Below are 23,032 nucleotides of genomic sequence, written 5' to 3'. Positions count from 1 at the left end.
GTCTGTTGAGTGGCAGACAGGGAAGGGATATCCGTACGGCAGGCGACACCGGTTGGATTTCCTGAACATAGAAGCGCAGTATACAACAGTTATTATTTATTTACACCAGGTTATCGCAATTAAGTGTTGGCCAGTAGACTTATCAATGAACCTTACTAACAAGGTAGTCAATACTACAGTCCAGCTACGGATGGTTACTAACCACGTCTACACAATCGCCGGGGCGAAAGGGGGGGGGTCGGAAAGACGACGTCCAGCATCAACCTCGGCACACTGCTGGCGGCAGCCGGATACTCGACCGTCGTCGTGGAAATGGACCTCGCGATGGCAAATATCGTCGACTTTCTCGATGTCGACATCGACACCGACGAGGACGCGACGTTTCACGACGTGCTCGCCGGCAACGCGTCGGTCACGGAGGCAATGTACGAAACCGACGCCGACCTGTCAATCGTGCCGAGCGGGACCACGCTTGAAGGGTACGCGGACACCGACCTCGACCGGCTGCCCGGTCTCGTCGAAACACTTCGGTGGCACCACGACATCGTCCTGTTGGATACGCCGGCGGGGCTGAGCGAGGAGACGATTCAGCCGCTCAAGCTCGCCGACGACGTGTTGCTCGTTTCGACCCCGCGGGTAGCGTCGATCCGGAACGTTTCGAACACGAAAGAGCTCGCCGAGCGGATCGAAGCGCCGGTTCGGGGCCTCATCCTCACGAAATCCGGGACAGGGGCATCGCCGGGTGCCGACGAGATTTCGGAGTTCCTCGACGTCGAACTGCTCGGCCACGTGCCGGAAGACGACGCGGTCCCGCATTCTCAGGATAGCGGTGTGCCCGTCGTTCAGAACGCGCCCAGCAGCGGCGCCGCGATAGCCTACGAGCGGATCTCGGAACAGCTCATCGACACAGCGAAAGCATCGACTGATTCCACAGCAGATGCAACCACGGAAGCGGCCCCGGGGGACACGGTGCCAACCTCTCATCGAACGGACGACCAAGCACATGGGCGCACAACTGAGTCCGTCGAAACAACCGACGGTGGGCGGAAGATTCGCCGTCGGGATGGAATCGCCGACGATGGTGGTGACCGGCCGGCGGACGACACAGCGACATCGCCAGCTTCTGTTTCGGGACCGCAGCCAGCGGACTCCAAGGAGAACACCGGAACCGCGCCGGTCATCGACGGCACTGACCTCGTCGACAGCGAGCCGGGACCGGTCGACAGGCCGGATCGAGATGTTGCCCTGTCGGACTCGACCGCTGAGACATCGCAGTCCACAACTGACGGGTCGGGCCACGATGCACCGGAGTTTGCTCTCGACCCGGCCATCGACTCGTCGTCAGACTCCCAAAGCAACGATGACGCCGACGCCGGCGGCAGCGGCGCTGCTGGTCTCGGCGAGAGAATGCGGTCGCTGTTTGGCCTTTAGGCCTCGACAGCCAGTCCGGCCTCGCGGAGCGCTTCCTCGGTGGTGGCGTCGTCGTGGACGACGGCGGAGACGGCGCGCGCAATCTTCTCCGGTTCGTCGTGCTGGAAAATAGAGCGGCCCATGGAAACGCCAGAGGCTCCGGCGTCCATCGTCCCGCGGACCATCCGGACGGTATCCTCGTCAGTCCCTTTCGAGCCGCCGGCGATGACCACCGGCAGCGACGTGGACTCGACAACGTGCTGGAACGTCTCGGCGGAGCCGGTGTAGCCGGTTTTGACGATGTCCGCGCCCAGTTCCTCGGCCAGTCGGACGGCGTGGCCGACGGATTCGTTGTAGTCCTCGTTCTCGGAGTCGATGTCGGGGCCGCGGGCGTAAGCCATCGCCAGCACCGGCAGGCCGTACTGGCTGGCTTCGGTCGTCAGCTCGGAGAGTTCCTCGATCTGTTCGGGTTCGTACTGGCTGCCGACGTTGATATGGAACGAGACGGCGTCGGCCCCGGCGCGGATGGCGTCTTCCACCGTCCCCGTGGTCCGCTTGTCCTGCTCGTCCGGACCGATAGTAGTAGAGCCATTGAGATGCGTGATATAGCCCGCGTCGTTCTTGTTGGGGTGAACCCGTCCGGCGATGCCACGCTGGGTAAGGACGGCGTCCGCGCCACCGCTGGTAACCGCATCAATCGTCGATTCGATGTCTTTGAGGCCCTTTACTGCCCCCATTGTGATGCCGTGGTCCATCGGGATGATGACGTATGTGTCGTCTGTCCCGATACGTTCGAGTCGTGCGCGTTTTCCTGCAGTCATGTTATGAGACAGTGTGGCAAGTACGATTATGTGCGTTCCGGTTGCGGTCGTTCTGCCGCTCCCCGGAGCGCCCCCTCTTTGAGTTCGCGAGCCATTGTTTCGAGCCGGTCGGCTACAGTATCGGTCGAATCGCCGTTCTCGTGGCCCTCGGCCACGATATCGACCAGCGCGGAGCCGACGATGATACCGTCAGCGCCGGCAGAAACGATTCGTTCGGCGTGGGCACCGGTCTTGATGCCGAACCCGACAGCCTTTGGCACGTCCCAGTCGGACAGTCGGGCCAGCGAGTCCTCGGTGGCATCATCTACGTCCTCGCGCGCGCCGGTGACGCCCAGACGGGCCTGCACGTACACGTAGCCAGACACCTGTTCGAGCATCCGTTCGAGCCGGTCACCCTTCGTCGTCGGTGCGACGATGAACACCAGGTCAAGATCGAATTCATCACAGGCCGTCCGGAGCGGGCCGGCTTCCTCTCCGGGGAGGTCCGGGACGACGAGCCCCTCGATGCCGACCGCGGCGGCCTTCTCGACGAAGGGGCGGGGTCCCTGGCTCGCGGTTTCACCGCTCGCGTTTTCCGAGTCGCTTCGCGACTCGCTATCACCCTCACCGTACTGATAGATGAGGTTGTAGTAGGTCATACACACCAACGGCACGTCCACGTCGAGGTCCTCAACGAACTGGAAGAAGCGGTCAGGCGTCATCCCGGCTTCCAGCGAGCGGACGATAGCGTTCTGGATGGTTTTGCCCTCAGCAATCGGCTCGGAAAACGGCAGGCCGAGTTCGATGACATCCGCGCCGCCGCGGGCTAGCGCCTCGACGTATTCTAGCGACGCCTCGTAGTTCGGGTCGCCGGCCGCAAGGTACGGGACGAAAGCAGGCTCGTCGGCGAACGCGCGTTCGAGTCCCATCAGAGGCCACCCCCGCCGACGCGCTCGAAGATAGACATGTCCGGGGCGATATCGAGGTCACGTTTCGCGGTCTCCTCGATGGCGATTTCGAGGTCCTTGTCGCCGCGGCCGGAGACGTTGATGATGACAGAGTCACCGACTTCGTCGTGGTGCTCTTCGAGGTAACCGAAGGCGTGGGCTGTCTCCAGGGCCGGGATGATACCCTCGTCCTGTGAGAGGCGGTGGAACGCCTCCAGCGCGACGTCGTCGTCAACGTTGACCGGTGTGACGCGCTCCTCATCGACAAGGTGGGCGAGTTCCGGGCCGACACCGGCGTAGTCCAGCCCCGACGAAACGGAGTGGGATTCCATGATCTGGCCGTCCGAATCCTGCAGGAGCTTCGTGCGCGCGCCATGGAGCACGCCTTCGTCGCCAGTTGAAAGTGTCGCGGAGTTCGGTGCGACGCCCTTCTCCTCGTCGACCTGCAGCGAGGAGCCGCCGGCCTCGACAGCGAAGAGGTCGACTTCGGGGTCGTCGATAAACTCGGCGAACATCCCCATAGTGTTCGACCCGCCGCCAGCACAGGCCATCACGGAATCGGGCAGGCCACCGGTCGTCTCACGTATCTGTTTGCGGGCTTCTTCGGAAATGACCGCGTGGAAGTCACGCACCATCTTCGGGAACGGGTGCGGACCGACGATGCTCCCGATGACGTAGTGGGTGTTCTCGACGGTGGTCGCCCAGTCCCGCATCGTCTCGGAGATGGCTTCCTTCAGCGTGCCGCGGCCGACCGTGACGGGATTAACCTCGGAGCCGTTGATGCGCATCCGGAACACGTTGGGGCGCTGGCGTGCGATATCGCTCTCGCCCATGTAGATCTCACAGGGCATATCGAGGTGGGCCGCCGCCATCGCCGTCGCCGTGCCGTGCTGGCCCGCGCCGGTCTCGGCGATAATCCGCTCCTTGCCCATGTACTTCGCCAGCAAGACCTGTCCGAGCGCGTTGTTGAGCTTGTGTGCGCCGCCGTGAAGCAGGTCCTCGCGCTTGAGGTAGACGTCCGTGTCGTACCGGGCCGAGAGCTGGTCCGCGTACTGCAGCGGCGTCGGTCGGCCACCGAAGTCGGCCAGCCGTTCCCGGAATTCGTCCATGAAGCCGTCCTCGTTTTCGAGCACGTACCGCTGGTAGGCGTCGGTCAGCTCTTCGATAGCTGGCATCAGCGCCTCGGGCACGTACTGTCCACCGTACTCGCCGAACTTGGGGTCGTATGCGTCGTCAGTACTCATGTGTCTGTAGTTGTTGTCTCAACTGCATCAGTGTTCGCGCGTGTCAGTCGCCGCGTGTTCGCTTCCACGTCCGTCGCCGCGTCGTGGTCCATGATAGCCGAGCCGATCAGCAGGGCGTCCGCACCGGCGTCGCACATCCGCGTAACGTCGTCCGCTGTCTGTATGCCACTTTCAGCAATGAGTGTGACGTCCTCCGGGACATCTGGCGCGACAGCTTCGAACGTTCCGAGGTCAACCGCTAGCTCGCCGAGGTCGCGGTTGTTGACGCCGATGATGTCCGCGCCGGCGTCGAGCGCCTTCTCGACCTCTGCCGCGGTGTGAGTCTCCACGAGGACCTGGAAGCCGCGCTCGCGCGCAGCCGCGAGGAGATCCGCGAGGTCGTCGGTCCCGTCCGCTTCAAGAAACCGGACGATGAGCAGGATCACGTCCGCTTCGACGACATCCAGCTGGTTCTCGTGGAGGATGAAGTCCTTCCGCAGGACGGGCACGTCGACAGCCTCACGAACCCGTTCGAGCGTCGCCGTCGACCCGCCGAAGTGGTCCGGCTCTGTCAGCACCGAGAGCGCTGCCGCACCGCCCTCGACCATCTGTTGTGCGAGGTCGACTGGGTCGTCGGTCCGCTCGCCGTCGGCGGTTGGACTCGTCGGCTTGATTTCGGCGACGACTGGTGTCCGTCCGGCGTCTGCCGCCGCGTCAAAGGCGTCGGGCAGCGAACGGGGCGTCACCGATACCCGGTCACCGCCGCCACCGCGCTCCCGCGCCGCGTCGAGAATCGATTGAACCGCTGGTGCTATCTCCTCACTGTCGTCCATTACTGAACACTAACGTACAGAAGTGTACATAAGAGTTGCCCTATTCTCTCAGAGGGGGCGGGACACGGCGGATACTGCTTGCTGTCAATAAGGCCACAGTTCTATGATGTCTCGCGTTACATGTTCACATATGTCGTTCCAGACAGCCATCCGGCCAGCCGAGTCGGTGGACATTGCGGATATCCGCCGGGTCGCCAGAGCCACGTGGCATACCGTGTACGACGACATTCTCGGGGCAGAGACAGTAGAAGGACACCTCAAAGAGGGGTATGCGCCGCCGCTGTTGGAGCAGATGATCGAGCTCGACGAGGTCGGCCTGTTCGTCTCGACAGCCGACGACGACGTAGTGGCGTACATGAGCTGTGGGATGACGGACGCGACCGGCTTCGGCGACCTCGACCTGTACGTCCACCCGGACTACTGGGGAGAGGGTATCGGGACGGAGCTGCTACACCGCGGCGAACAGCACTTGCACGACCTGTCCGTGCGGAAAATCCGCGACGAGGTGCTGGCAGAAAACGAGGTCGGTAACGCGTTCTACCGCGCTCACTTCGAGGAAGTCGGCCAGCGGACCGCAGAGGTCGGCGGACAGGAGCATCCGGTGAACGTGTACGAGCGGCGATTGTGAATCGCCTCGGGGGCAAGCCTGGGGCGGTCTCCCTACATTCTGTAACTGGCGAAAAAACGTGATAGGACCGCGCTAGCGGTACTCTTCCATCCCCCGCGACTGGGACGGACTGAACTGCGGTGGCGCGGGCTCGGCTTCGCTGACGATATCCTGTTTCGTGTTTGACTGGCGGAACTGTGCCGGGGCGCGTTCCACGTTGCTCATTTCGCTCGGTGGGCCAGCGGCGTCTTCTCTAAGATCGGTCGGCGGTTCGACCTGCTGTGACTCACTGGCTTCGGCGGTTTCAACGGAGACGCCCTCGCCCTGCTCTGAGATAGTGATCGTGATTTCCATCGTAAATCACCGCGTCACGCTGTATTTGACGTCGCAGTCGACCGACCGACTGGACCACTGGTTCTCCACCTGAATCTGGTAGTAGACCCCGCTGGAGGTTCTGTACGTCGATTCGACGCTGGTACTGACCCAGTCGCCGTTGTTGACCGGCTGACCGACGAAGTCGACGCTGTAGCGGTCCGCCCACGGCCCGCTCCAGCGGTTGATGCTCTGGCTGGGGTTGAGCGACACCCGGAAGGCGGTCCCCGTGATGCGCATGTCGTCGGCGTCGACGAGGTCCTGTGAGGTCACGGGCGTGAGCTGGCCGTGCTCCTCCTGAACGTTTGCCATCGGAATGCCCAGCGTGAGACTACTACTCCCGGCGAACAGGAGACTCGTGCCGTGGAGCCCGTCCTCGCGCTCCATGCCAATGAGGCTCCCGCTGTCGCCTCCCTTGGCCATCGCGTTGAATACGTCACAGTCGACCATCTTGGCGACGCCGTGACTGTACCGGACGTTGAAGTTGGCGTGACGGGCGGTGCATTTCGCCTGGGTCACACCCGTTGTTCGGCCGCTTTTCGTGTGAATCGCGCCGACTTCGGCGTCGGTAAAGCCCCGCAGGTCTTCGTGGAGTTCCCAGATATCCGTCTGCAAGTGGTCGGGCGTGACCTCTACGATTGCACTGTCCGTCCGGTTTTTCGGGAACGGGGAACTGGTGTCAGCGTCGATAACGTTGAACCCCAGCAGCGACCCGATTTCGTCGTCTGGAGCGGTGCCGCCGTCGTACGGACCGGGTTGGAGTACCATATCGCCGCGGTTTGCGCGGCCGCTATCCGCAGCGACGTGGGAGTTTGTAAGGAAGACGAGCTTCTCGTCCTGTGTTCGGAGCGGCTGTGTGCCCAGCGTTCCGGCGGTGATGTCCGGGTGGCCGACGGAGACGCCCGCCGGGGCCGGTCGCCAGCGTCGCGTCCGTGACAGCGAGGCCGGAATCTCTTTGATTTCGGCCCTGTCGCGCCCTTCGAGTTCCATCGGTGCTTCGGGCGCGGTGAGTTCGAGTTCGAGCGCTTTGATTTCGCCCGACTCCTGAACGTCCGTCTTGTACGTTTTGCCGTCGATTTCGATCTCCTCCGGAATGACTTCGTTATCGTCGAGATCCGCCTCCGCAACTTTCCGCTCGACAAATACGATGACCGACTCCGTTTCCTCGTCCATCTCGCCCGCTTGCTGTTTCGGACCGATACCTGTCCCCGTTACGTTCGGGAATGCTTCGAGTTCGTCCTGTGTCTCTGTCGGGACTTCGGTTAGTTCTATTTCCATTGGTCTTTTCTGTGACTCACCCCGAGCGGTCGGCTAGCAGTTCCGTGGGGGGTTCGGGCTTCACTCCAGTTACACGTGTGTTGTGACGAGCGGGGTGGTCGCTGGTATCGGGATGAGCAGACTAGTCTTCAATCCGAAATGTATTAAAGATATGTGATTATTCCAACTAGTCTCCTGAGTCGGCCCGGAATCGGGGACAAACCATTCGATAAGTGTCAGTTCCTGTGTAGACCGTTTCCATTAATTTATATTTTATTTTATATTTTCGGAATGGACCGCGTCTGTGCGACTCTGTCAACACAGCGTACCCATATCATCCATGGCCTCTCCGGGAACAAACAGAGGTCCAGTCGGGCAACGTACGTATGTTCCTCTGGACAGTCTGAGATGGCCACGCTTACACTTATTTCCAAAACACAGGGAGCACAGTCCAATACTTCGACTCCAGACCTTGATACGTCGAACGACAGGCCACCCACCGACTCCATCCATACGGAACAGCCATTACCTATCAGGTATTCTAACTATGGTCGTGTAGTATTAGTTGCTCTGCTTACTATTATTTCGTAACCGGAACTATACGCCCGTTAGAGAAGAAAACTATTATACGTATTCTTATATATCCACTGTTGTATCAGTTTGTGTGAATTCTTTCGTCACATGCGCAGTTCGGAGTGACGCATACGACACGGGCCACTTAGGGCGGTGGCAGCAACGTGTCCGTGCCGGCCGCGAGTCAGACGTGCGTGGGACTCACACCCGCTGGGCAGACGTGTAACAGCGTTTAAGCCGCTGAAACCGCTTCGTCGGTGCAATGAGCTACAAGATCGGACTCGTCGGCAAGCCCTCTGTCGGCAAGTCCACGTTTTTCAATGCGGCGACGATGAACGATGTGCCGGAGGGCGCGTACCCGTTCACGACAATCGACCCGTCGATGGGCGAAGCCTACGTCCGCGTCGACTGTGCGGCTCCAGAGTTCGACCACACCTGCACGCCCAACCACGGCTACTGCACGGAGGGTGTCCGGTTCGTCCCGACAAAACTCGTCGACGTGGCCGGCCTCGTCCCCGGCGCACACGAGGGGAAGGGGCTGGGGAACCAGTTCCTCACGGACCTCAACGAGGCCGACGTGCTCGTCCACGTCGTCGACTTCACCGGCGAGACTGATCTGGAGGGTGAACCCACCGAGGACCACGACCCGCGCGAGGACATCGACTTCCTCGAAGACGAACTGGATATGTGGTATCTCGACATCTTAGAGAAGGGTATCGAGCGCTACCGCTCGGGCTATCACGGCGAGGACAAGGCCATCGAGGACGACCTCGCCGAGCAGATGTCGGCGTTCAAAATCAACGCCGACGAGATTAAACAGGTCGTGCTCGCGCTGGACCTGGAACTCGACCCCGACACCTGGGACGACGAAGACAGAGAGGCACTCGCTCGGGAAATTCGCATCCGGACGAAACCGATGCTCATCGCGGCAAACAAGATGGACACCCCAGCGGCGCAAGAAAACTGGGAGCCAATCACCGAGGACCCGGAGTACGAGCATCTCACATTTGTCCCGGTCTCAGCTCACGCGGAGAAGGCACTGAAAAACGGCAACGAGCAGGGGGTACTCGACTACCGACCGGGCGACGAGGAGTTCACCGTGACAGCAGACCTGCCCGAAGAGAAGGCCGCAGGGCTCGAACAGATCCGGGAGTTCGTCACCGACTTCGGCGGCACGGGCGTCCAGCAGGCCCTCGAAACCGCGCTGTTCGAGGAACTGGGAGCTATCGCGGTGTTCCCCGGGGCTCGCAAGCCCCAGGAAGACGGGACCTTCCTGCAGGACTGTTTCGTCCTCCCAGACGGGTCGACCGCCGAGGACTTCGCGTACTTCCTGCACACCGATATCGGCGAGGGATTCCTCCACGCCCACGACGTGCGCACCGAGCGACAGATCGGTGCTGACACTGAACTTGACCATCGGGACGTGGTCGAAATTACGACAACGAACTGATACTGCAAAATTCACCGCTGATACTCCGAGGGTGTGACTTTTGATAAGCCGGCGTGAACGCGTCACATGCACGCCGCAAGGCTGACACCAATTATCTGTTTGACAGCACTGTCGAGGCGGTTTCGATGACGACGGCGGATGATTCGACGGGCCCGCTTGGCCGACTCATGCTTGCGGTCGGTACTGTGCCGATGACGATTGAGCCGCACCTGCCGACACCACTCCGTCGGACATTCAGCGCCCGTGTCTTTCTGCTGGCAGCAATGTCGATTGTGGGCGCACCGGCGCTGGCTATCGTGCTGTTTTCCTCTGTGACAGCCGCCGCGGTATTCATCGGGTTTGTCGTTGCCGTGACCGGATTTCTGGGCTACTGTGAGATGTACCGCGCGATAATCGAGATCAACCGGAAGGCGACGGCAGTCGACAACGGCCAGTACGACATCGACTTCGGCGTCGACCGGATCGACGAGGTCGGAGACGCGTACACAAAACTCGAACGGGCCGCGGACTCGCTCGGCCAGAACATCCGGGAGGCAAATGAAGCTCAGGAACGCGCCGAGGAGGCGCGCGGAGCGGCCGAAGAAGCCCGTGAAACCGCGGAGTCCGAGCGCAGCGAGATGGAGGCGCTGAGCAGTCACCTCGAACTCAAGGCGACACAGTACCGAACGGTGCTCGACGACGCGGCCGCCGGTGACCTGACCGCCCGCGTCGATACTGACAGCATCAGTGACGCCATGGCGGCTGTCGGGACCGCGATCAACGAGACGCTAGCTGCCCTTGAGACCGCCATCGGCAGCGGCCAGTCGACTGCGACACGTATCGCAACTGGCAGTGAAACGGTATTAGCCGACGGGCAGCAGGTCCGTGACGAGACACGGTCCGTGGCCGATACCGCATCTGACATCGCCGATGGGGCAGAAACCCAGCGCCAGCAGCTAGACGACGCAACAAGCGAACTCAGTGACCTCTCGGCGACCGTCGAAGAGATGGCGTCGTCCGTGGCCGAAATCGCCGACCAGAGCAACACTGCCGCAGACCTCGGCCGAGACGCCCAGCGGTCTTCGTCGGAGGCCCAGAGCGCTGTCGATGAAATCCGGCACTACTCGACGAGCGCCGCAAGCGAGGTCCAGCAACTCGACGACATCGCCGAGGATATGGCCGAGATCGTCGAAGTCATCGACGGTATCGCCGAGGAGACGAATATGCTCGCGCTGAACGCCTCCATCGAAGCCGCCCGTGCCGGCCAGGCGGGCTCTGGCTTTGCCGTTGTCGCAGACGAAATCAAACAGCTTGCGACCGAGACACAGGCCGCCACCGGCGACGTAGAGGACCTCATCGGCTCGCTGCGGTCTCAGGTCGGTACGTCCGTCGACGCCATGGAGACGATGGAAGACGCTGTCGACCGCGGCAGCAACACTATCTCCGAGACCATTACAACGCTTGAAGACGTGGTCGATGCCACTGTCGATGTCAACGGCGGCATCCAAGAGATAGACCGGGCGACCGACCAGCAGGCGACCAGCGCACAGGAAGTCGTACGGATAATCGACGATATCAACGACATTGCCGGAGAGACCGCGACCGACGCCCGCGGGATGGCTACGACAGTCGACCAGCAGGGCCAGACCGTTGCCGGGATGGTCGACTCGGTGGAACGGTTCGCCGACGACGCCGACACGCTCCATGAGGAACTCTCACAGTTCGATACAGCTGGAACTGACGGCGTGGACACGCCAGCTAGCTCCGGATCCGCGATGAGCGACTGAGACGAATCGGTAACCAGTGTCCCAGCACCCCAGCCTGACAGTCTTGCGCCTACAACAGGAGGTGTGCCAGCAACGCAATGATGGCGACTTTCTTGACGAGAATAACACCGATAATCAGTTGCGTCGTCGAGAGCGCCCGGACGCGTTCGATACCCCGCCGGATGAATGCAGGCGATTGGGCCAGTTCATCGACCAGTAACCGCCACTCCGCACGGAACGTCTCGGCCGCCGACCCCTCGCCGTCGGTGTAGGCGGCTTCCGGCCGTGGCAGCCATTGTGACCCCGTGTATTCGAGTTCGACCAGCGACCCCTCTAGATGGCTGGCCTGCTCGAACTGCAGGCCGTTGGCTTCACAGAGCCGTTCGACCTTGGCGATGTCGCGGTCGCTGTTCAGGTCGTACCGCCGCTGTATCGCGTCGGTCGCCCAGTCGAACTGGAATCGACAGACGAGTTCGCTCTCGCCGACCCACACGTCGACGATTTCGGCCAGTTCGACCGTGCCGGCCGTCTCTTTCCGCTTCCGGTGGAGGTGTTCGTACTCGGCGGGGGACTCCGTTGAGGCCGTCACCTGGGACTCCGTCTCTGGCATACTTCTCGGCAGGAGTGTTCGGCTGACGACACTATACGTTTTCTCCCGCTGTAATGGTTGGCACTCCACGACCGAAGCGAGACGAGGGCCTGCCAACGACACGGTCAGAGGTCGACCGGACAGCCGTTGATTTCGCCGCCACGCATCCCCTCGGCGAGCCAGTAGACGGAAAGGGTCAACACCACGAGCGCAAGCAGCGCGAACTCCAGCCCGTCCAGCGGCAGAAACAGCAGCGAGGTCGAGACGCCGAGCAGTGACAGCAGCCCCAGCAGCACCGCCGACCCGCAGGCCGCACAGCCCGCACCGAGCGTTCCAAGGACAACGCCCGCGACGCCCGCACCGCCCTGCTGGAGGTCGAGGCCGTGCTCGCGGAAGTGGTACGTCACCAGACCGATGTCGACGCCGGTGAGGACGGCGACGACGAGTAGCAGGATTCCCTGTGCAAGGTTGAACGACGTGCCGATGAACGGGTACAGTTCAGCGAGCACGCGCAGGCGGCTAGCAAGCGGGAGCGACCCGCCGACCACGAGGTCAAGCACCAGCGGGACGTTCAGTGAGACGACGAACAGCGTCAGCGAAACGATGGCAGCGATCACGGCGACCGCCGCATAGACCGGCAGCGTGAGCACAAGCCTGACCGTCCGACCCATGAGTCGCCAGTCGCCGCGCGTCGTCGGCAGTCGGAGTCCGCGTGCGATGCTCATCCGTCGCGCTCTCCCAGCGCCTCCGCGATGAGGTCGTAGCTGACGCTCCCGTTGACCTTTGTCACGAACTCGCCGTCCTCAAACAGCAGAATAATCGGCGTCGTCTCGCCCAGTCCGGCGTCCTCGGCTGCCTGAATATCAGCCTGCACAGCGTCGTTGTGTGCCTGTTCTTGCGCGTCGCGTGCGACCGCCTCGCCATCTACCGCTGTCTCCTCGGTGAGAAACATCGCCGTCCGGTCCAGGACGTTGTCCGGGTCGAACGACGACTGCTCGGCGAAGTAGTGCTCAAACAGCGCCCAGTACGCCTCGCTGTCGCGGGCGAACGTCGACTCCAGCGCCTGTGTCGCCGGCTCACCCCAGGGGTAGATGACCGGGTAGGTCCGGACGACGTACGCACCTTTGCCCGTGTCAACGATGTTCTCTCGGATATCCGGCAGTGTTTCCTCGTGGAAGCGGCGGCATGTGGGGCAGGAAGGGTCTTCGAACGCTAGAATGACGTGACCGCCCAGTTCACCGCGGCGGGGCTGGGCGTCGAGGTCGGCGGCTGCCGGGTGGTTGTCGACGGATTCAGCGCTGTCCGCCTCGCTACTGCAGCCTGCGACTGCGCCGACGACACCCACCCCGGAAAGTGTGAGAAAGCGTCGTCTGTTCATATACGACTGGTTGGCCCGCGTGGGTTTAGCGTTTGTTCCACTGTGTGGCACCGATTAGTAACCGTCTTGTCGCCGGCGGCGGTACCATCTAGCGGCCGATGACGACGACTCACTGGGCCGAGCCGGGGTGACTCCCTGTTGATGACGAGCCCTATGAGTGCCGAGGCCGCTATATTTGAGAGTAGACCACAGCTCTGACTATATCTGGCTGTGGCCAGAGTCGGCACGAGTTTCGGTCGTGTTCTCATCGGACGGCCAGATACGGAAGGAGCAACGCGTGTCTGTCGAGCGGCTCCGATGCCACCGGTCGGTTTCGGTGCGTGAGAATTCCCAGTATGCCTTTATTTTGTTCGGCTGAGCAACACACATGAGCGTCATCTGTGAATTTGAGTTGCAGTCCGCAGATATGCCGCTGTGTGCGGTTGCTGCGGAACTGAACACCCGACTGATCGTCGACACCGTCGTCTCTGGCACGACCGACGAACCGGCACTCGTGTTCTCCGCGACGGGCGTCGAACCGGACGCACTTGAATCAGCATTGCTCGGCGACGAATCGGTCGTGGAGTTCGTCGCCATGGATTCTGCTATCGTCGAGTCACGGTATCGGGTCGTCCTCGATACAGACTTCGTCGAGATGTACACCCAGCTCGTCGACCGGCAGACGTATCCGATGGGTGCGCTCGTGACCGAGCACGGGTGGAAGGTGAGCACGCAGTTCGCCGACCGGGCAGACCTCGAAGCGTTCCGGGACACCTGTCAGTCAAGCAGTGTCACGTTCCGCCCGCACCGGCTCTGTGAGACAGAACATGGCGGCGATGACTACGGACTCTCCGCCCCACAGCGAGAGGCACTGCTAGCAGCCCATCGGCAGGGATACTTCACCGTCCCTCGCGAGGCAGACCTGACGGACCTTTCAGCGGAACTCGACGCGACCACGTCCGCGATCTCGGAGCGTCTCCGTCGTGGCACGGACCGGCTGATCGACCACACGATTGCCAGCTCCGAACAGTGACAGCCGGCTAGCCAGAGCGCGGCTATTTCGGCAAGAGACGGCCTCTTATAAATTGCTGTACATATGTTGGCAACGGTTAGGGCTGGGACTTGCGTAGCACTACATGACGGTGACCCAATATGACCATCCACCAGCACCCACACGTCACTGACCGCGACGCACACTTCGTCGGGGGCGGTATTGCCTCCCTGGCTGGCGCGGCGTTCCTCGTTCGGGACGGCAATATGCCCGGCGAAAACATCCATGTCTACGAAAAGCTGGACGTCGTCGGTGGCGCGATGGACGGCGCTGGCGACCCGGACGAGGCGTACCTGATCCGGGGCGGTCGGATGTTCAACTACCCGGCGTATGAATGTACGTGGGACCTCTTCGAGACGATTCCGTCGCTCGAAGACGACTCGCGCTCGGTCAAGGCCGTGATGGACGAGTTCAACGAAACGCACCCCTCGTACGCGAAAACACGGCTGATGCACGAGGGCGAACGAATCGACGCTGGCGAGTACGGACTGACGCGACAGCATCGACAGTCGATAGCTCGGTTGCTCCTCACGCCCGAACCGCGGCTCGGTGACACGCGCATCGAGGAGTGGTTCGACGAGTCGTTCCTAGAGACGAACTTCTGGTACGTCTGGGCGACCATCTTCGCGTTCCAGCCGTGGCACAGCGCCGCCGAGGTCCGGCGATACATGTACCGGTTCCTCCACGAGTTCCCGCAACTGCACACCATGGAGGGTATCGACCGGACGAAGTACAACCAGTACGACTCGATGGTCCTCCCGCTCCGGCGCTGGCTCGAAGACAGGGGCGTCTCCTTCGAGTACGGCCACGAGGTGACGGATATGGATATCGTCCCGTCGCGGACAGGGCGCACCGTCGAGCGGCTCTACTGTGAGACCGACAGCGGAACCGAGACGGTCCCCGTCGAGCCGTCCGACCTCGTGTTCGTGACGAACGGGTCGATGACCGACGGCTCGTCCATCGGCGGGATGGACGAGGCCCCCGAACTGAACGAAACCGGGGCGTCGTGGGAGCTGTGGAAGTCCATCGCCGAGGACAACCCACAGTTCGGCAATCCGTCGGTGTTCGCGGACAACGTCACGGAAACGAAATGGGAGTCGTTCACCGTTACCCTGCACAACACCGACTTGTTCGACCACATCGTCGATTTCACGAACGAGGAACCGGGCAACGGGCTCGTCACCTACCTCGGGTCGAACTGGCTGTTGTCGACAGTCGTCGCCGCCCAGCCACACTTCGCGAACCAGCCGGACGACGTGAAGGTGTTCTGGGGCTACGCGCTGTTCCCGGACCGCGAGGGGAACTACGTGGAGAAGCCGATGTCCGAGTGTACCGGCCGGGAGATTCTTCAGGAGCTGTGTTACCACCTGCAGTGCGAGGACCGGCTCCCGGAGCTACTCGACGACGTGACCTGCATCCCGGCGATGATGCCGTTCATCACGGCGCACTTCCAGCCCCGGGAGCCCGGTGACCGACCCGAAGTCGTTCCTGACGGGTCGAACAGTCTGGCGTTCCTCGGACAGTACGCCGAACAGCCGCGGGACGTAGTGTTCACTGTCGAGTACTCGGTCCGGTCGGCGATGACCGCCGTCTACGAGATGCTCGACCTCGACCGGGAAGTCCCCCCGGTGAGCAAGCACTACCGAGAGCCCGGTATCATCGCAGACACTGTTCGCGCCGCGTACCGCTGAGAAGCAAAGCGGTACGGGCGCGGACATTCCAGTATTTTAGTACGGTGACAGAGATGGGTGTGTATGCACACATCGACGCACTCCGCCCGGAGGTTGCGATGGTAAATCTCGCACTCTCTGCAGCACAGCTAGTACTGGCACTGGTGCTTGTAGGACTGAACGGCTTCTTCGTCGCCGCGGAGTTCGCGTTCGTTCGCGTTCGCGGCACGTCTGTCGAACAGCTCGCTGACGAGGGCAAAGCCGGCGCGGGCTCGCTCCAGGCAGTGATGGCGGACCTAGATAACTATCTCGCGGTGACCCAGCTCGGGATTACGCTTGCCTCGCTGGGACTGGGGTGGGTCGGTGAGCCCGCCGTCGCAGCGCTGCTTGAACCCGTCCTCGCTCCGGTACTGCCCGAGACCCTCCTCCACCTCGTGGCGTTCGCAATCGGCTTCACAATCATCACGTTCCTCCACGTCGTCTTCGGCGAACTCGCGCCGAAGACGTTTGCGATTGCTCGGACTGAGCGGCTCTCGCTGTTGCTTGCGCCGCCGATGAAGCTGTTTTACTACCTGTTCTATCCCGGGATCGTCGTCTTCAACGGCTCGGCCAACGCCTTCACGCAATTACTGGGTGTCCCGCCGGCATCGGAGACGGACGAGACGCTCGGCGAGCGCGAGATACGCCGAGTACTGGCCCGGTCTGGCGAAGAGGGGAACATCGACGCGTCTGAGGTCGACATGATCGAGCGCGTGTTCGATCTCGACGATACGGTCGTTCGGGAAGTCATGGTCCCGCGACCTGACGTTGTGAGCGTCCCGGCCGACGCGACGATGTCGGATATCCGGGCGGTCGTTCTCGACGAAGGACACACCCGCTATCCGGTGGTCGATGCCGACGACAGCGACCAGATCGTTGGGTTCATCGACGTCAAGGACGTGCTGCGGGCCGGCGAGGAAGGCAGCGAGGACGCGACTGCCGGCGATATCGCCCACGAGATACCGGTCGTCCCGGAGACGACAGCTATCAACGACCTCCTGTTGCAGTTCAGACAGGACCGTCTACAGATGGCCGCAGTCATCGACGAGTGGGGGTCGCTGGAGGGCATCGCGACGATCGAGGACGTGGTCGAGGCCGTCGTCGGCGACCTGCGCGACGAGTTCGATGTCGACGGCCGCGAACACGCCATCCGCAAGCAAAGCGACGGGAGCTACGACGCCGACGGCGGCGTGCCACTGTCGACAGCGGGCGAGGCGCTCGGTGTCGACCTCGACAGCGACGCAGTCGAAACCGTCGGCGGGCTGGTACTGAGTCACCTCGACCGCGCTCCGGAGGTCGGCGACACCGCCGAAGCGGCCGGATACGTGTTCGAGGTGACGAGCGTCGACGGAACCCGTATCTCGACGGTCCAGATCAGCGAGGGCGATATCGACGACTCGCCGTCGGCTGAGTGAGCACCGTTCGGACTGTCGGCCGAGTGGGTGACTCTCACACGGTCTGCTGTCCGTCTTTCGAGAATGTCGCCATCACGGATGGCGAGTATCCCGTCGCAGTCACAGCCACCAGTCTCAGAAGAACTCGCCTAAGTAGACGGATTCGGGCTGGAAAACGTCTGCAAGCGGGCCGCGGACCGAGTCGTCGAACATCTCCAGCCCGGCCAGGCGTTCAGCGGCGTCGACGCCGTGCGTCCCGACGGCCAGTTGTGAGAGCGTCGCAATGTCGACGGCCACATCGGCTTTCGAGTCGCTGGCTGGAAGCGGGTCGACCGTCGCAGTGCCGCCGTTCACTGACAGCCGGAACAGGCCGTCGTTGCGGTCAAGCAGCGGATCGTTCACCGAGAGCGTGCAGTCGAGGTCGCCCCCGGGCCAGTCGAGGCGTTCGAGGTAGTCCACGTCGGTGAGCCGAACCATCGGCCCGACTTCGACCGTGCAGTCGACCGCCCCGGGGTCGTCGACGCGATGGAAGAGGTCAGTATCAGGCGGTAGCTGGAGCGTGACGCGCTCTATCTGTGCGCCGTGATGCCCGAGGAACGCAAACAGCGCGCGGCGGGCCTCCTCGTCGACAGCCGCGAAGTTCGAAACCGAGAGCGTGTTGTTAGCATCGTCCGCGACGGTGTACACGACGTACCCCTGAAGTTCACCGTCGCGTTCGTAGCCGTAGCAGTACGGGACGCCGTCGTCGTCCCAGTCGGCGAGGGTCCGCTCGCGCCACCACGCCTCCGAGCGCCGGAGCGAGAGCGCTGTCCCGGCGGCTGCAGCCGTCTCGACCCGACGGAGCCGCTCCCAGTCGTCGGCGTCGAGGCGGACCAGCTGTCCGGCGGTGGAGGGGTCCGGGAGCGCCGACGGCGGCAGGTCGAAGCGGCGATAGGTGTTCGCCGTCCCCCAGCCCAGACGGTGATAGAACGGCGTCGAGAACGGCCAGAGGGTGACGAACCCGACATCGGCCTCACGGTACTCGTGTAAGGCGTGTCGGCAGAGGTCGGCGGCGAGCCCCTGTCCGCGGTGTTCGGGTGGTGTTGCAACCGCGCCGAGGCCGCCGACCGTCGTCGCCGCGCCGCGAACAGTTGTGTCGAGGAAATACAGTTTGCAGACGGCCCGGAGGGTGCCGCCGTCATAGAGGCCTCGCTGGTCGAACAGCGACGGCGGCCAGTCACCGTCCGGGTCCGGCGGCACCGGACCTGTTTCGGGCGCGAACGCGTACTGAAGTATCCGCTGGCAGGCTTCGCGGTCAGTCGTCGGGACGGGGCGGAATTCAGACATACTGTCCCGGGTGTCCGCCAGCTACAGAAAGCTAGTCATCTGCGGGTCGGCGTCGCGGTCCTTCCTGGGAGAGGGGCGTCACGGCACGTACCAGATACCCCGGTCCCGGTCGAAGAGTGACCCGACGACGATGTGTGGGAGCGCAACAATGCTAATAAACATACTCCAGAACGCTACCGCGCCGGGGAGCAGGTCACTCGTTCCAAGCGGGTTCGGGAACGCCCAGTAGACGGCGACGAGGACGCCGAAGGTGGCCAGCGCTCCAACGACGAGGACGACCCAGGCGCGCAGTGCGACGGTCGAGGCGTCCGCGCCGCCGAGCAGGTCCCAGCGCTCGTCGCCGACCGGCTCTTGTTCCACGGATGCCGTCCGCGCCACCTGCCGAGCGGAGTACCAGAACGGGAAGTACAGGCCGACGGCGACGAGGACCGGAACGAACGCGAAATACGCCGCGAGCAGCAGCGACTCCCCGGCGTCGACAAGCCAGGAGCGGCCGCCGCCGCGCACGTAGCCAAGCAGGATATGCGCCGTCAGTGCGAGCCCGTAGCTCGACCCGATGACGAGCCGGGTCGTGTCGAACAAGCCTGCATACGACGAGAGCGCCCCAGGTTCGACGAGCCCGACCATCAGCGCACTGAACGCGTGGAACGTCTCCGGCCAGAACACGATGGGGACGAGCATCACCGCGCCGCCGCGGACGGCCGCCGCCAGCCCGCGCTGGAACCGGGTCTTGAGGTGCTCGGTGCCGCTCGTGGCTTCCAGCACCTGCAGGCCGCCGATTCCGCCCTTCGCCATGGCGACGGTCAGCGCCAGCGCGAGGCCAGCGACTGGCGCAACGAGGAACAGGCCGACGAACCCGCCGATAGCCGCCAGATACACCGCGACGTAGCGCCAGCGAAACGAGGGGCGACGGCGGCGGAGGTTCTCGAAGTGCTCGTACCCGCCGTGGGGGAGATTGAGCGCGACCATCCCGACGAGATACACCACCATCTGGGCCCGGAGCGGAACCCTGACGCCGACGGTGCCGAGGAGACCGAACGTGACGGCGAGTACCAGCAGGCTCGCCCGCGAGAGCCAGAGCGACGGATGGCGGTCGGTGTCCCGATGCCGCTGCCAGACGGACCCCAGGCCGGTCGTGGGCATATCGTGGCCCTAGGGAAATACTCACAATAAACGAGACAAGCGATTCCAGCGAACTGGGAACGGCCCAGTGGATTAATGATGACAGTGTCTGTTGTGAGGTCTTGAGAATCCAGACAACCCTTTTTCAGTCATAGTCGCTAGCGGCTGCTATGCGTGATGGCCTCCCTCGCGACCGGACGGTGACCGTCGTCGGCGGCGGCTTCGGCGGCCTCTCGGCCGCGTGCTATCTGGCCGACGCCGGGGCCGACGTGCGACTGCTCGAACGCCACGACCGCCTCGGCGGCCACGCGGGCGTCCTCGAACGGGACGGCTTCCGGTTCGACACCGGCCCGTCGTGGTACCTGATGCCCGACGTGTTCGAGCGCTTCTTCGGCCACTTCGACCGCGAGCCCGCGGACTACTACGAACTGGAGCGACTGGACCCCCAGTACCGGGTGTTCTGGAAGGACGGGGACCGCGTGACGATGCAACCGAACCGCCAGAACGCCCGCGAGGTGTTCGAATCCTACGAGGACGGGGCCGGCGACGCACTGGCTGACTATCTCGACACGGCCGAGCGCAACTACGACCTGGCGATGGACCGGGTCGTCTACGAGGGCCGCGAACGACTGCGTGACTACGTCGACACCGACCTCCTCCCGCTTGCGCCGCGGGCGCGGCTGTTCGGCTCGATGGACGACTACGTCGGCCGCTACGTCGACCACCCGAAGCTCCGGCAACTGCTCGAATACACGCTGGTGTTTCTGGGCGGGGCGCCACACAACACCCCGGCGCTGTACAGCATCATGAGCCACGTCGACCTGAACATAAACGTGTTCTACCCGGAGGGCGGCATCGCCGGCGTCGTCGACAGCCTCGGGTCGCTGGCGCAAGAACTCGGTGTCGACATCCGGACCGGGACCGAGGTCCAGCACATCGCCGGCGAGGCGGGGGCGTTCGAACTGACCACCGAGGACGGCGTCGTCGCCTCCGATGTCGTGGTCAGCAACGCCAACCCCGCCTACACCGAGCAGCATCTGCTTGACCCCGCTGCCCGCGACCACGACCCGGACCACTGGGACGACCAGACCTACGCGCCGTCGGCATTCATGTTGTATCTCGGTGTTGAGGGCGACGTGGACCCGCTGGCCCACCACTCGCTGGTCCTGCCGACGGACTGGGACGGCCATTTCGAGCAGATATTCGACCGCCCGGGGTGGCCCGACGACCCCGCATATTACCTCTCGGTGGCGTCGAAGACCGACGAGACGGTCGCCCCCGACGGCCACCACGCCATCGTCGTCCTTGTCCCCATCGCGCCGGGACTGGACGACGGCCCCGCGATTCGCGAGGAATACAGAGCGTTCGTGCTGGACGACCTCGCCGAGCAAACCGGCGTGGACCTCCGTGACCGCATCGTCGTTGAAGAGACGGCGTGTGTCAGCGAGTTTGCCGAGCGCTATGGCGACCCGCAGGGGACGGCGCTCGGGCTGGCGCATACCCTGTTCCAGACCGGGCCGCTCCGTCCCAGCCACCGCGCCGGGCTTGAGGGGCTCTACTACACCGGGGCCTACACGACGCCCGGCATCGGGATGCCGATGTGTCTTATCAGCGGCGAGCACACCGCCCGGGACATCGTTGAGGACAGCCCGTTCGAAACGAAGGGGGACCGCTCGGCTTCGACGGCGGACTGACGCTGCCGTGCTCGATTGGCAGTTCACGCAAACCGGCTAAATCACGACGCGATAGCGTGACGCGCACACCGCAGCCCAGCCTCGAACGGTTTATTGTCCCCCTTCAGGTAACGGAGGCATGGAGAAGCTCCGCGAGTCACTGCACGAGGCCCCGATAATCGATAAGGACGGATACTCCTATCTGGTCCACCCGCTCAGCAACGGCGTGCCGATGCTGGAGCCAGAACTCCTCCGCGAGGTCGTCGTCGGCGTGACGCGGGCGGCCGACCTCGACGTGGACAAGATTGTCGCGCCGGAGGCGATGGGCATCCACATCGCAACCGCGCTCTCACTGCAGACGGATATCCCGCTTGTGGTCATCCGTAAGCGCTCCTACGGTCTCGACGACGAGGTCCCGCTGCACAAGACCACCGGCTACTCCGAATCGGAGATGTTCATCAACGACATCGAGGCGGGCGACGACCTGCTCATCGTCGACGACTTGCTCTCGACCGGTGGCACGATGGCGTCCATCTGCGAGGCGCTTGACGACATCGGGGCGGACATCTCTGATATCGTCGTCGTCTTCCGGAAACAGGGCGAGTCGGCGCTTGACGACACTGATTACGATGTGACCAGCCTGCTCGACATCTCGGTCGACCAGGACGGCGTGACTATCCACGACTGAGAGTGACTGCGGCCCCTGTTTACCCCTGCTCGACAGCGGCAGCCATGTGCTTTCGGGCTTCTTCGGGGGTCATCCCACGAACGCCACACGCACAGGAGAGCAGGTCGGGGTCGGTCAGGTCGTCGACCTCCTCGGCGCTGGCCCGGTCAAGTACGTCCTCGTCGGCGTCGTAGTCGAACGTCACCCGATATGTGACCTGTGCCACGCCCTCTATCTGGTGGGACTCGTCGGGGTCGGGGTTTGCGATGGCCTCAGCGTGCTCTTCCTGCATCGCGGACTTCCACTGTTCGAGGTTCGCCTCGGGGTCCGAATCGTCGGGCATACGCTGGCTGTCGGCGGCAGGCCTGAAAAAGCGAGCGCTGGCGCTCCGGTCAAGCGGGAGCCGAGAAAGAGGGCGACTCTCGGAACGCTTTTTCCGCCAGCAAACGCTGGCTTCCCTGTGGGCGATTCTCGATCCGATTCCGACCGAGCCCGGTTCCTGTTGGCCGCGGCGACTACCGTCGCCACCGTTGCGACTGCCGGCAGTCTCTATCTCTCGCTGGGCCTCGGGCTGACGCCCTGTCGGCTCTGCTGGTATCAGCGAATTCTGATGTATCCATTAGTGGTCGTTCTCGGCGTCGCTGCTGTCGAGCGCCGTCTCGGCGTCGTCCGGACAGCACTGCCGCTTGCGGTGCCGGGAGCGGCCATCGCGGCCTACCACTCCTGGCTGCAGGTGAGCCAGACGACCTGTGGCATCGGCGCGATCAGCTGTGCGCAGATTCAGTACCGCGTGGTCGGCCTGACCGTCCCAAATCTCTCGCTGGTAGCGTTCGTGCTGGTGACCGGGCTGGTCGTCGCGGCCGCCCGAGCGTCTGGCAGTCAGTTCTGATTCGCGGGTGCGACAGAGCGAGTGAGCGGCCGATACCG

Annotated in this window: 21 protein-coding genes and 1 pseudogene; 10 read left to right on the top strand and 12 right to left on the bottom strand. The window is 63.2% G+C overall.

Features of this window, described 5'->3' with window-relative positions; genetic code table 11:
• Positions 1-190: 190 nt before the first annotated feature.
• Positions 191-1,431, top strand: a pseudogene (locus tag G9C82_RS12895) (P-loop NTPase).
• Here G9C82_RS12895 and G9C82_RS12890 read toward each other — a convergent pair.
• The 4 genes from G9C82_RS12890 to trpC are packed head-to-tail and all read right to left on the bottom strand — an operon-like array spanning position 1,428 to position 5,213.
• Entirely contained in the window at positions 1,428-2,231 is an 804-nt protein-coding gene (locus G9C82_RS12890; RefSeq protein WP_127014312.1) for a 2-amino-3,7-dideoxy-D-threo-hept-6-ulosonate synthase, read from the bottom strand. The pseudogene G9C82_RS12895 and the gene G9C82_RS12890 overlap by 4 nt on opposite strands.
• Positions 2,232-2,257: 26 nt before the next feature.
• The gene (gene trpA, locus G9C82_RS12885; protein WP_127014311.1) at positions 2,258-3,139 is read right to left on the bottom strand and encodes a tryptophan synthase subunit alpha; all 882 of its coding nucleotides are present in this window, start codon (positions 3,137-3,139) and stop codon (positions 2,258-2,260) included.
• Positions 3,139-4,401, bottom strand: coding sequence for a tryptophan synthase subunit beta (trpB, locus tag G9C82_RS12880; RefSeq protein ID WP_004958030.1), 1,263 nt, complete (start codon positions 4,399-4,401; stop codon positions 3,139-3,141). Before trpB ends, trpA begins: the two co-directional genes overlap by 1 nt.
• Positions 4,398-5,213, bottom strand: a complete 816-nt coding sequence (trpC, locus tag G9C82_RS12875) for an indole-3-glycerol phosphate synthase (protein WP_127014310.1) — start codon at positions 5,211-5,213, stop codon at positions 4,398-4,400. Before trpC ends, trpB begins: the two co-directional genes overlap by 4 nt.
• 130 nt (positions 5,214-5,343) lie before the next feature.
• Here trpC and G9C82_RS12870 point away from each other — a divergent pair, with 130 nt between their 5' ends.
• Positions 5,344-5,841 carry a GNAT family N-acetyltransferase gene (locus G9C82_RS12870; RefSeq protein ID WP_127014309.1) on the top strand — a complete coding sequence of 166 codons (498 nt, stop codon included), beginning with the start codon at positions 5,344-5,346 and terminating at the stop codon, positions 5,839-5,841.
• 72 nt (positions 5,842-5,913) lie between these two features.
• Here the strand turns inward: G9C82_RS12870 and G9C82_RS12865 are convergent, their stop codons facing one another.
• Positions 5,914-6,174, bottom strand: a complete 261-nt coding sequence (locus G9C82_RS12865) for a hypothetical protein (protein WP_004958037.1) — start codon at positions 6,172-6,174, stop codon at positions 5,914-5,916.
• A gap of 6 nt (positions 6,175-6,180) precedes the next feature.
• On the bottom strand, positions 6,181-7,470 hold the full coding sequence (locus tag G9C82_RS12860; protein WP_127014308.1) for a hypothetical protein: 1,290 nt from the start codon (positions 7,468-7,470) through the stop codon (positions 6,181-6,183).
• Positions 7,471-8,284: 814 nt separating this feature from the next.
• Between G9C82_RS12860 and G9C82_RS12855 the strand changes: the two genes are divergently transcribed.
• Both G9C82_RS12855 and G9C82_RS12850 read left to right on the top strand, forming a co-directional pair.
• Complete coding sequence (locus tag G9C82_RS12855; protein ID WP_004958040.1) at positions 8,285-9,472, top strand: redox-regulated ATPase YchF; 1,188 nt, start codon at positions 8,285-8,287, stop codon at positions 9,470-9,472.
• Between the two features lie 125 nt (positions 9,473-9,597).
• Entirely contained in the window at positions 9,598-11,238 is a 1,641-nt protein-coding gene (locus G9C82_RS12850; RefSeq protein WP_127014307.1) for a methyl-accepting chemotaxis protein, read from the top strand.
• 49 nt (positions 11,239-11,287) lie between these two features.
• Here the strand turns inward: G9C82_RS12850 and G9C82_RS12845 are convergent, their stop codons facing one another.
• The 3 genes from G9C82_RS12845 to G9C82_RS12835 all read right to left on the bottom strand — a co-directional run bounded on the left by G9C82_RS12845 (position 11,288) and on the right by G9C82_RS12835 (position 13,184).
• On the bottom strand, positions 11,288-11,827 hold the full coding sequence (locus tag G9C82_RS12845; RefSeq protein WP_004958043.1) for a hypothetical protein: 540 nt from the start codon (positions 11,825-11,827) through the stop codon (positions 11,288-11,290).
• 104 nt (positions 11,828-11,931) lie between these two features.
• Positions 11,932-12,531 (bottom strand): hypothetical protein, encoded by a 600-nt coding sequence (locus tag G9C82_RS12840; protein WP_004958045.1) that lies wholly within the window; start codon positions 12,529-12,531, stop codon positions 11,932-11,934.
• Positions 12,528-13,184, bottom strand: coding sequence for a thioredoxin domain-containing protein (locus G9C82_RS12835; protein ID WP_127014306.1), 657 nt, complete (start codon positions 13,182-13,184; stop codon positions 12,528-12,530). Before G9C82_RS12835 ends, G9C82_RS12840 begins: the two co-directional genes overlap by 4 nt.
• A 367-nt stretch (positions 13,185-13,551) precedes the next feature.
• Between G9C82_RS12835 and G9C82_RS12830 the strand changes: the two genes are divergently transcribed.
• The 3 genes from G9C82_RS12830 to G9C82_RS12820 all read left to right on the top strand — a co-directional run bounded on the left by G9C82_RS12830 (position 13,552) and on the right by G9C82_RS12820 (position 17,338).
• Positions 13,552-14,196: a helix-turn-helix domain-containing protein gene (locus G9C82_RS12830; protein WP_127014305.1), complete on the top strand. Its 645-nt coding sequence runs from the start codon at positions 13,552-13,554 to the stop codon at positions 14,194-14,196.
• A 119-nt stretch (positions 14,197-14,315) separates the two neighbouring features.
• Entirely contained in the window at positions 14,316-15,905 is a 1,590-nt protein-coding gene (locus tag G9C82_RS12825) for an oleate hydratase (RefSeq protein ID WP_127014304.1), read from the top strand.
• Positions 15,906-15,958: 53 nt separating this feature from the next.
• Entirely contained in the window at positions 15,959-17,338 is a 1,380-nt protein-coding gene (locus G9C82_RS12820) for a hemolysin family protein (protein ID WP_127014303.1), read from the top strand.
• 114 nt (positions 17,339-17,452) lie between these two features.
• On the opposite strand, the gene eis is transcribed toward G9C82_RS12820, so the two are convergent.
• Together eis and G9C82_RS12810 are read right to left on the bottom strand one after the other, a co-directional pair.
• Positions 17,453-18,643 carry an enhanced intracellular survival protein Eis gene (gene eis, locus G9C82_RS12815; protein ID WP_127014302.1) on the bottom strand — a complete coding sequence of 397 codons (1,191 nt, stop codon included), beginning with the start codon at positions 18,641-18,643 and terminating at the stop codon, positions 17,453-17,455.
• A gap of 78 nt (positions 18,644-18,721) precedes the next feature.
• A complete protein-coding gene (locus tag G9C82_RS12810; RefSeq protein WP_127014301.1) occupies positions 18,722-19,786 on the bottom strand; it encodes a Brp/Blh family beta-carotene 15,15'-dioxygenase in 1,065 nt (354 codons plus the stop codon).
• 149 nt (positions 19,787-19,935) lie between these two features.
• Here G9C82_RS12810 and G9C82_RS12805 point away from each other — a divergent pair, with 149 nt between their 5' ends.
• Positions 19,936-21,459 carry an NAD(P)/FAD-dependent oxidoreductase gene (locus G9C82_RS12805; RefSeq protein ID WP_127014300.1) on the top strand — a complete coding sequence of 508 codons (1,524 nt, stop codon included), beginning with the start codon at positions 19,936-19,938 and terminating at the stop codon, positions 21,457-21,459.
• A 118-nt stretch (positions 21,460-21,577) separates the two neighbouring features.
• Complete coding sequence (hpt, locus tag G9C82_RS12800; protein WP_127014299.1) at positions 21,578-22,126, top strand: hypoxanthine/guanine phosphoribosyltransferase; 549 nt, start codon at positions 21,578-21,580, stop codon at positions 22,124-22,126.
• 19 nt (positions 22,127-22,145) lie between these two features.
• On the opposite strand, the gene G9C82_RS12795 is transcribed toward hpt, so the two are convergent.
• On the bottom strand, positions 22,146-22,448 hold the full coding sequence (locus tag G9C82_RS12795; protein WP_004958067.1) for a hypothetical protein: 303 nt from the start codon (positions 22,446-22,448) through the stop codon (positions 22,146-22,148).
• A 117-nt stretch (positions 22,449-22,565) separates the two neighbouring features.
• On the opposite strand from G9C82_RS12795, the gene G9C82_RS12790 reads away from it, so the two are divergent.
• On the top strand, positions 22,566-22,994 hold the full coding sequence (locus tag G9C82_RS12790) for a disulfide bond formation protein B (RefSeq protein ID WP_004958069.1): 429 nt from the start codon (positions 22,566-22,568) through the stop codon (positions 22,992-22,994).
• The last annotated feature ends 38 nt before the right edge of the window (positions 22,995-23,032 follow it).

Source organism: Haloarcula sp. R1-2 (assembly GCF_011627385.1).
GTDB lineage: Archaea > Halobacteriota > Halobacteria > Halobacteriales > Haloarculaceae > Haloarcula > Haloarcula marismortui.
This window is presented reverse-complemented; position numbering and strand designations above follow the sequence as displayed.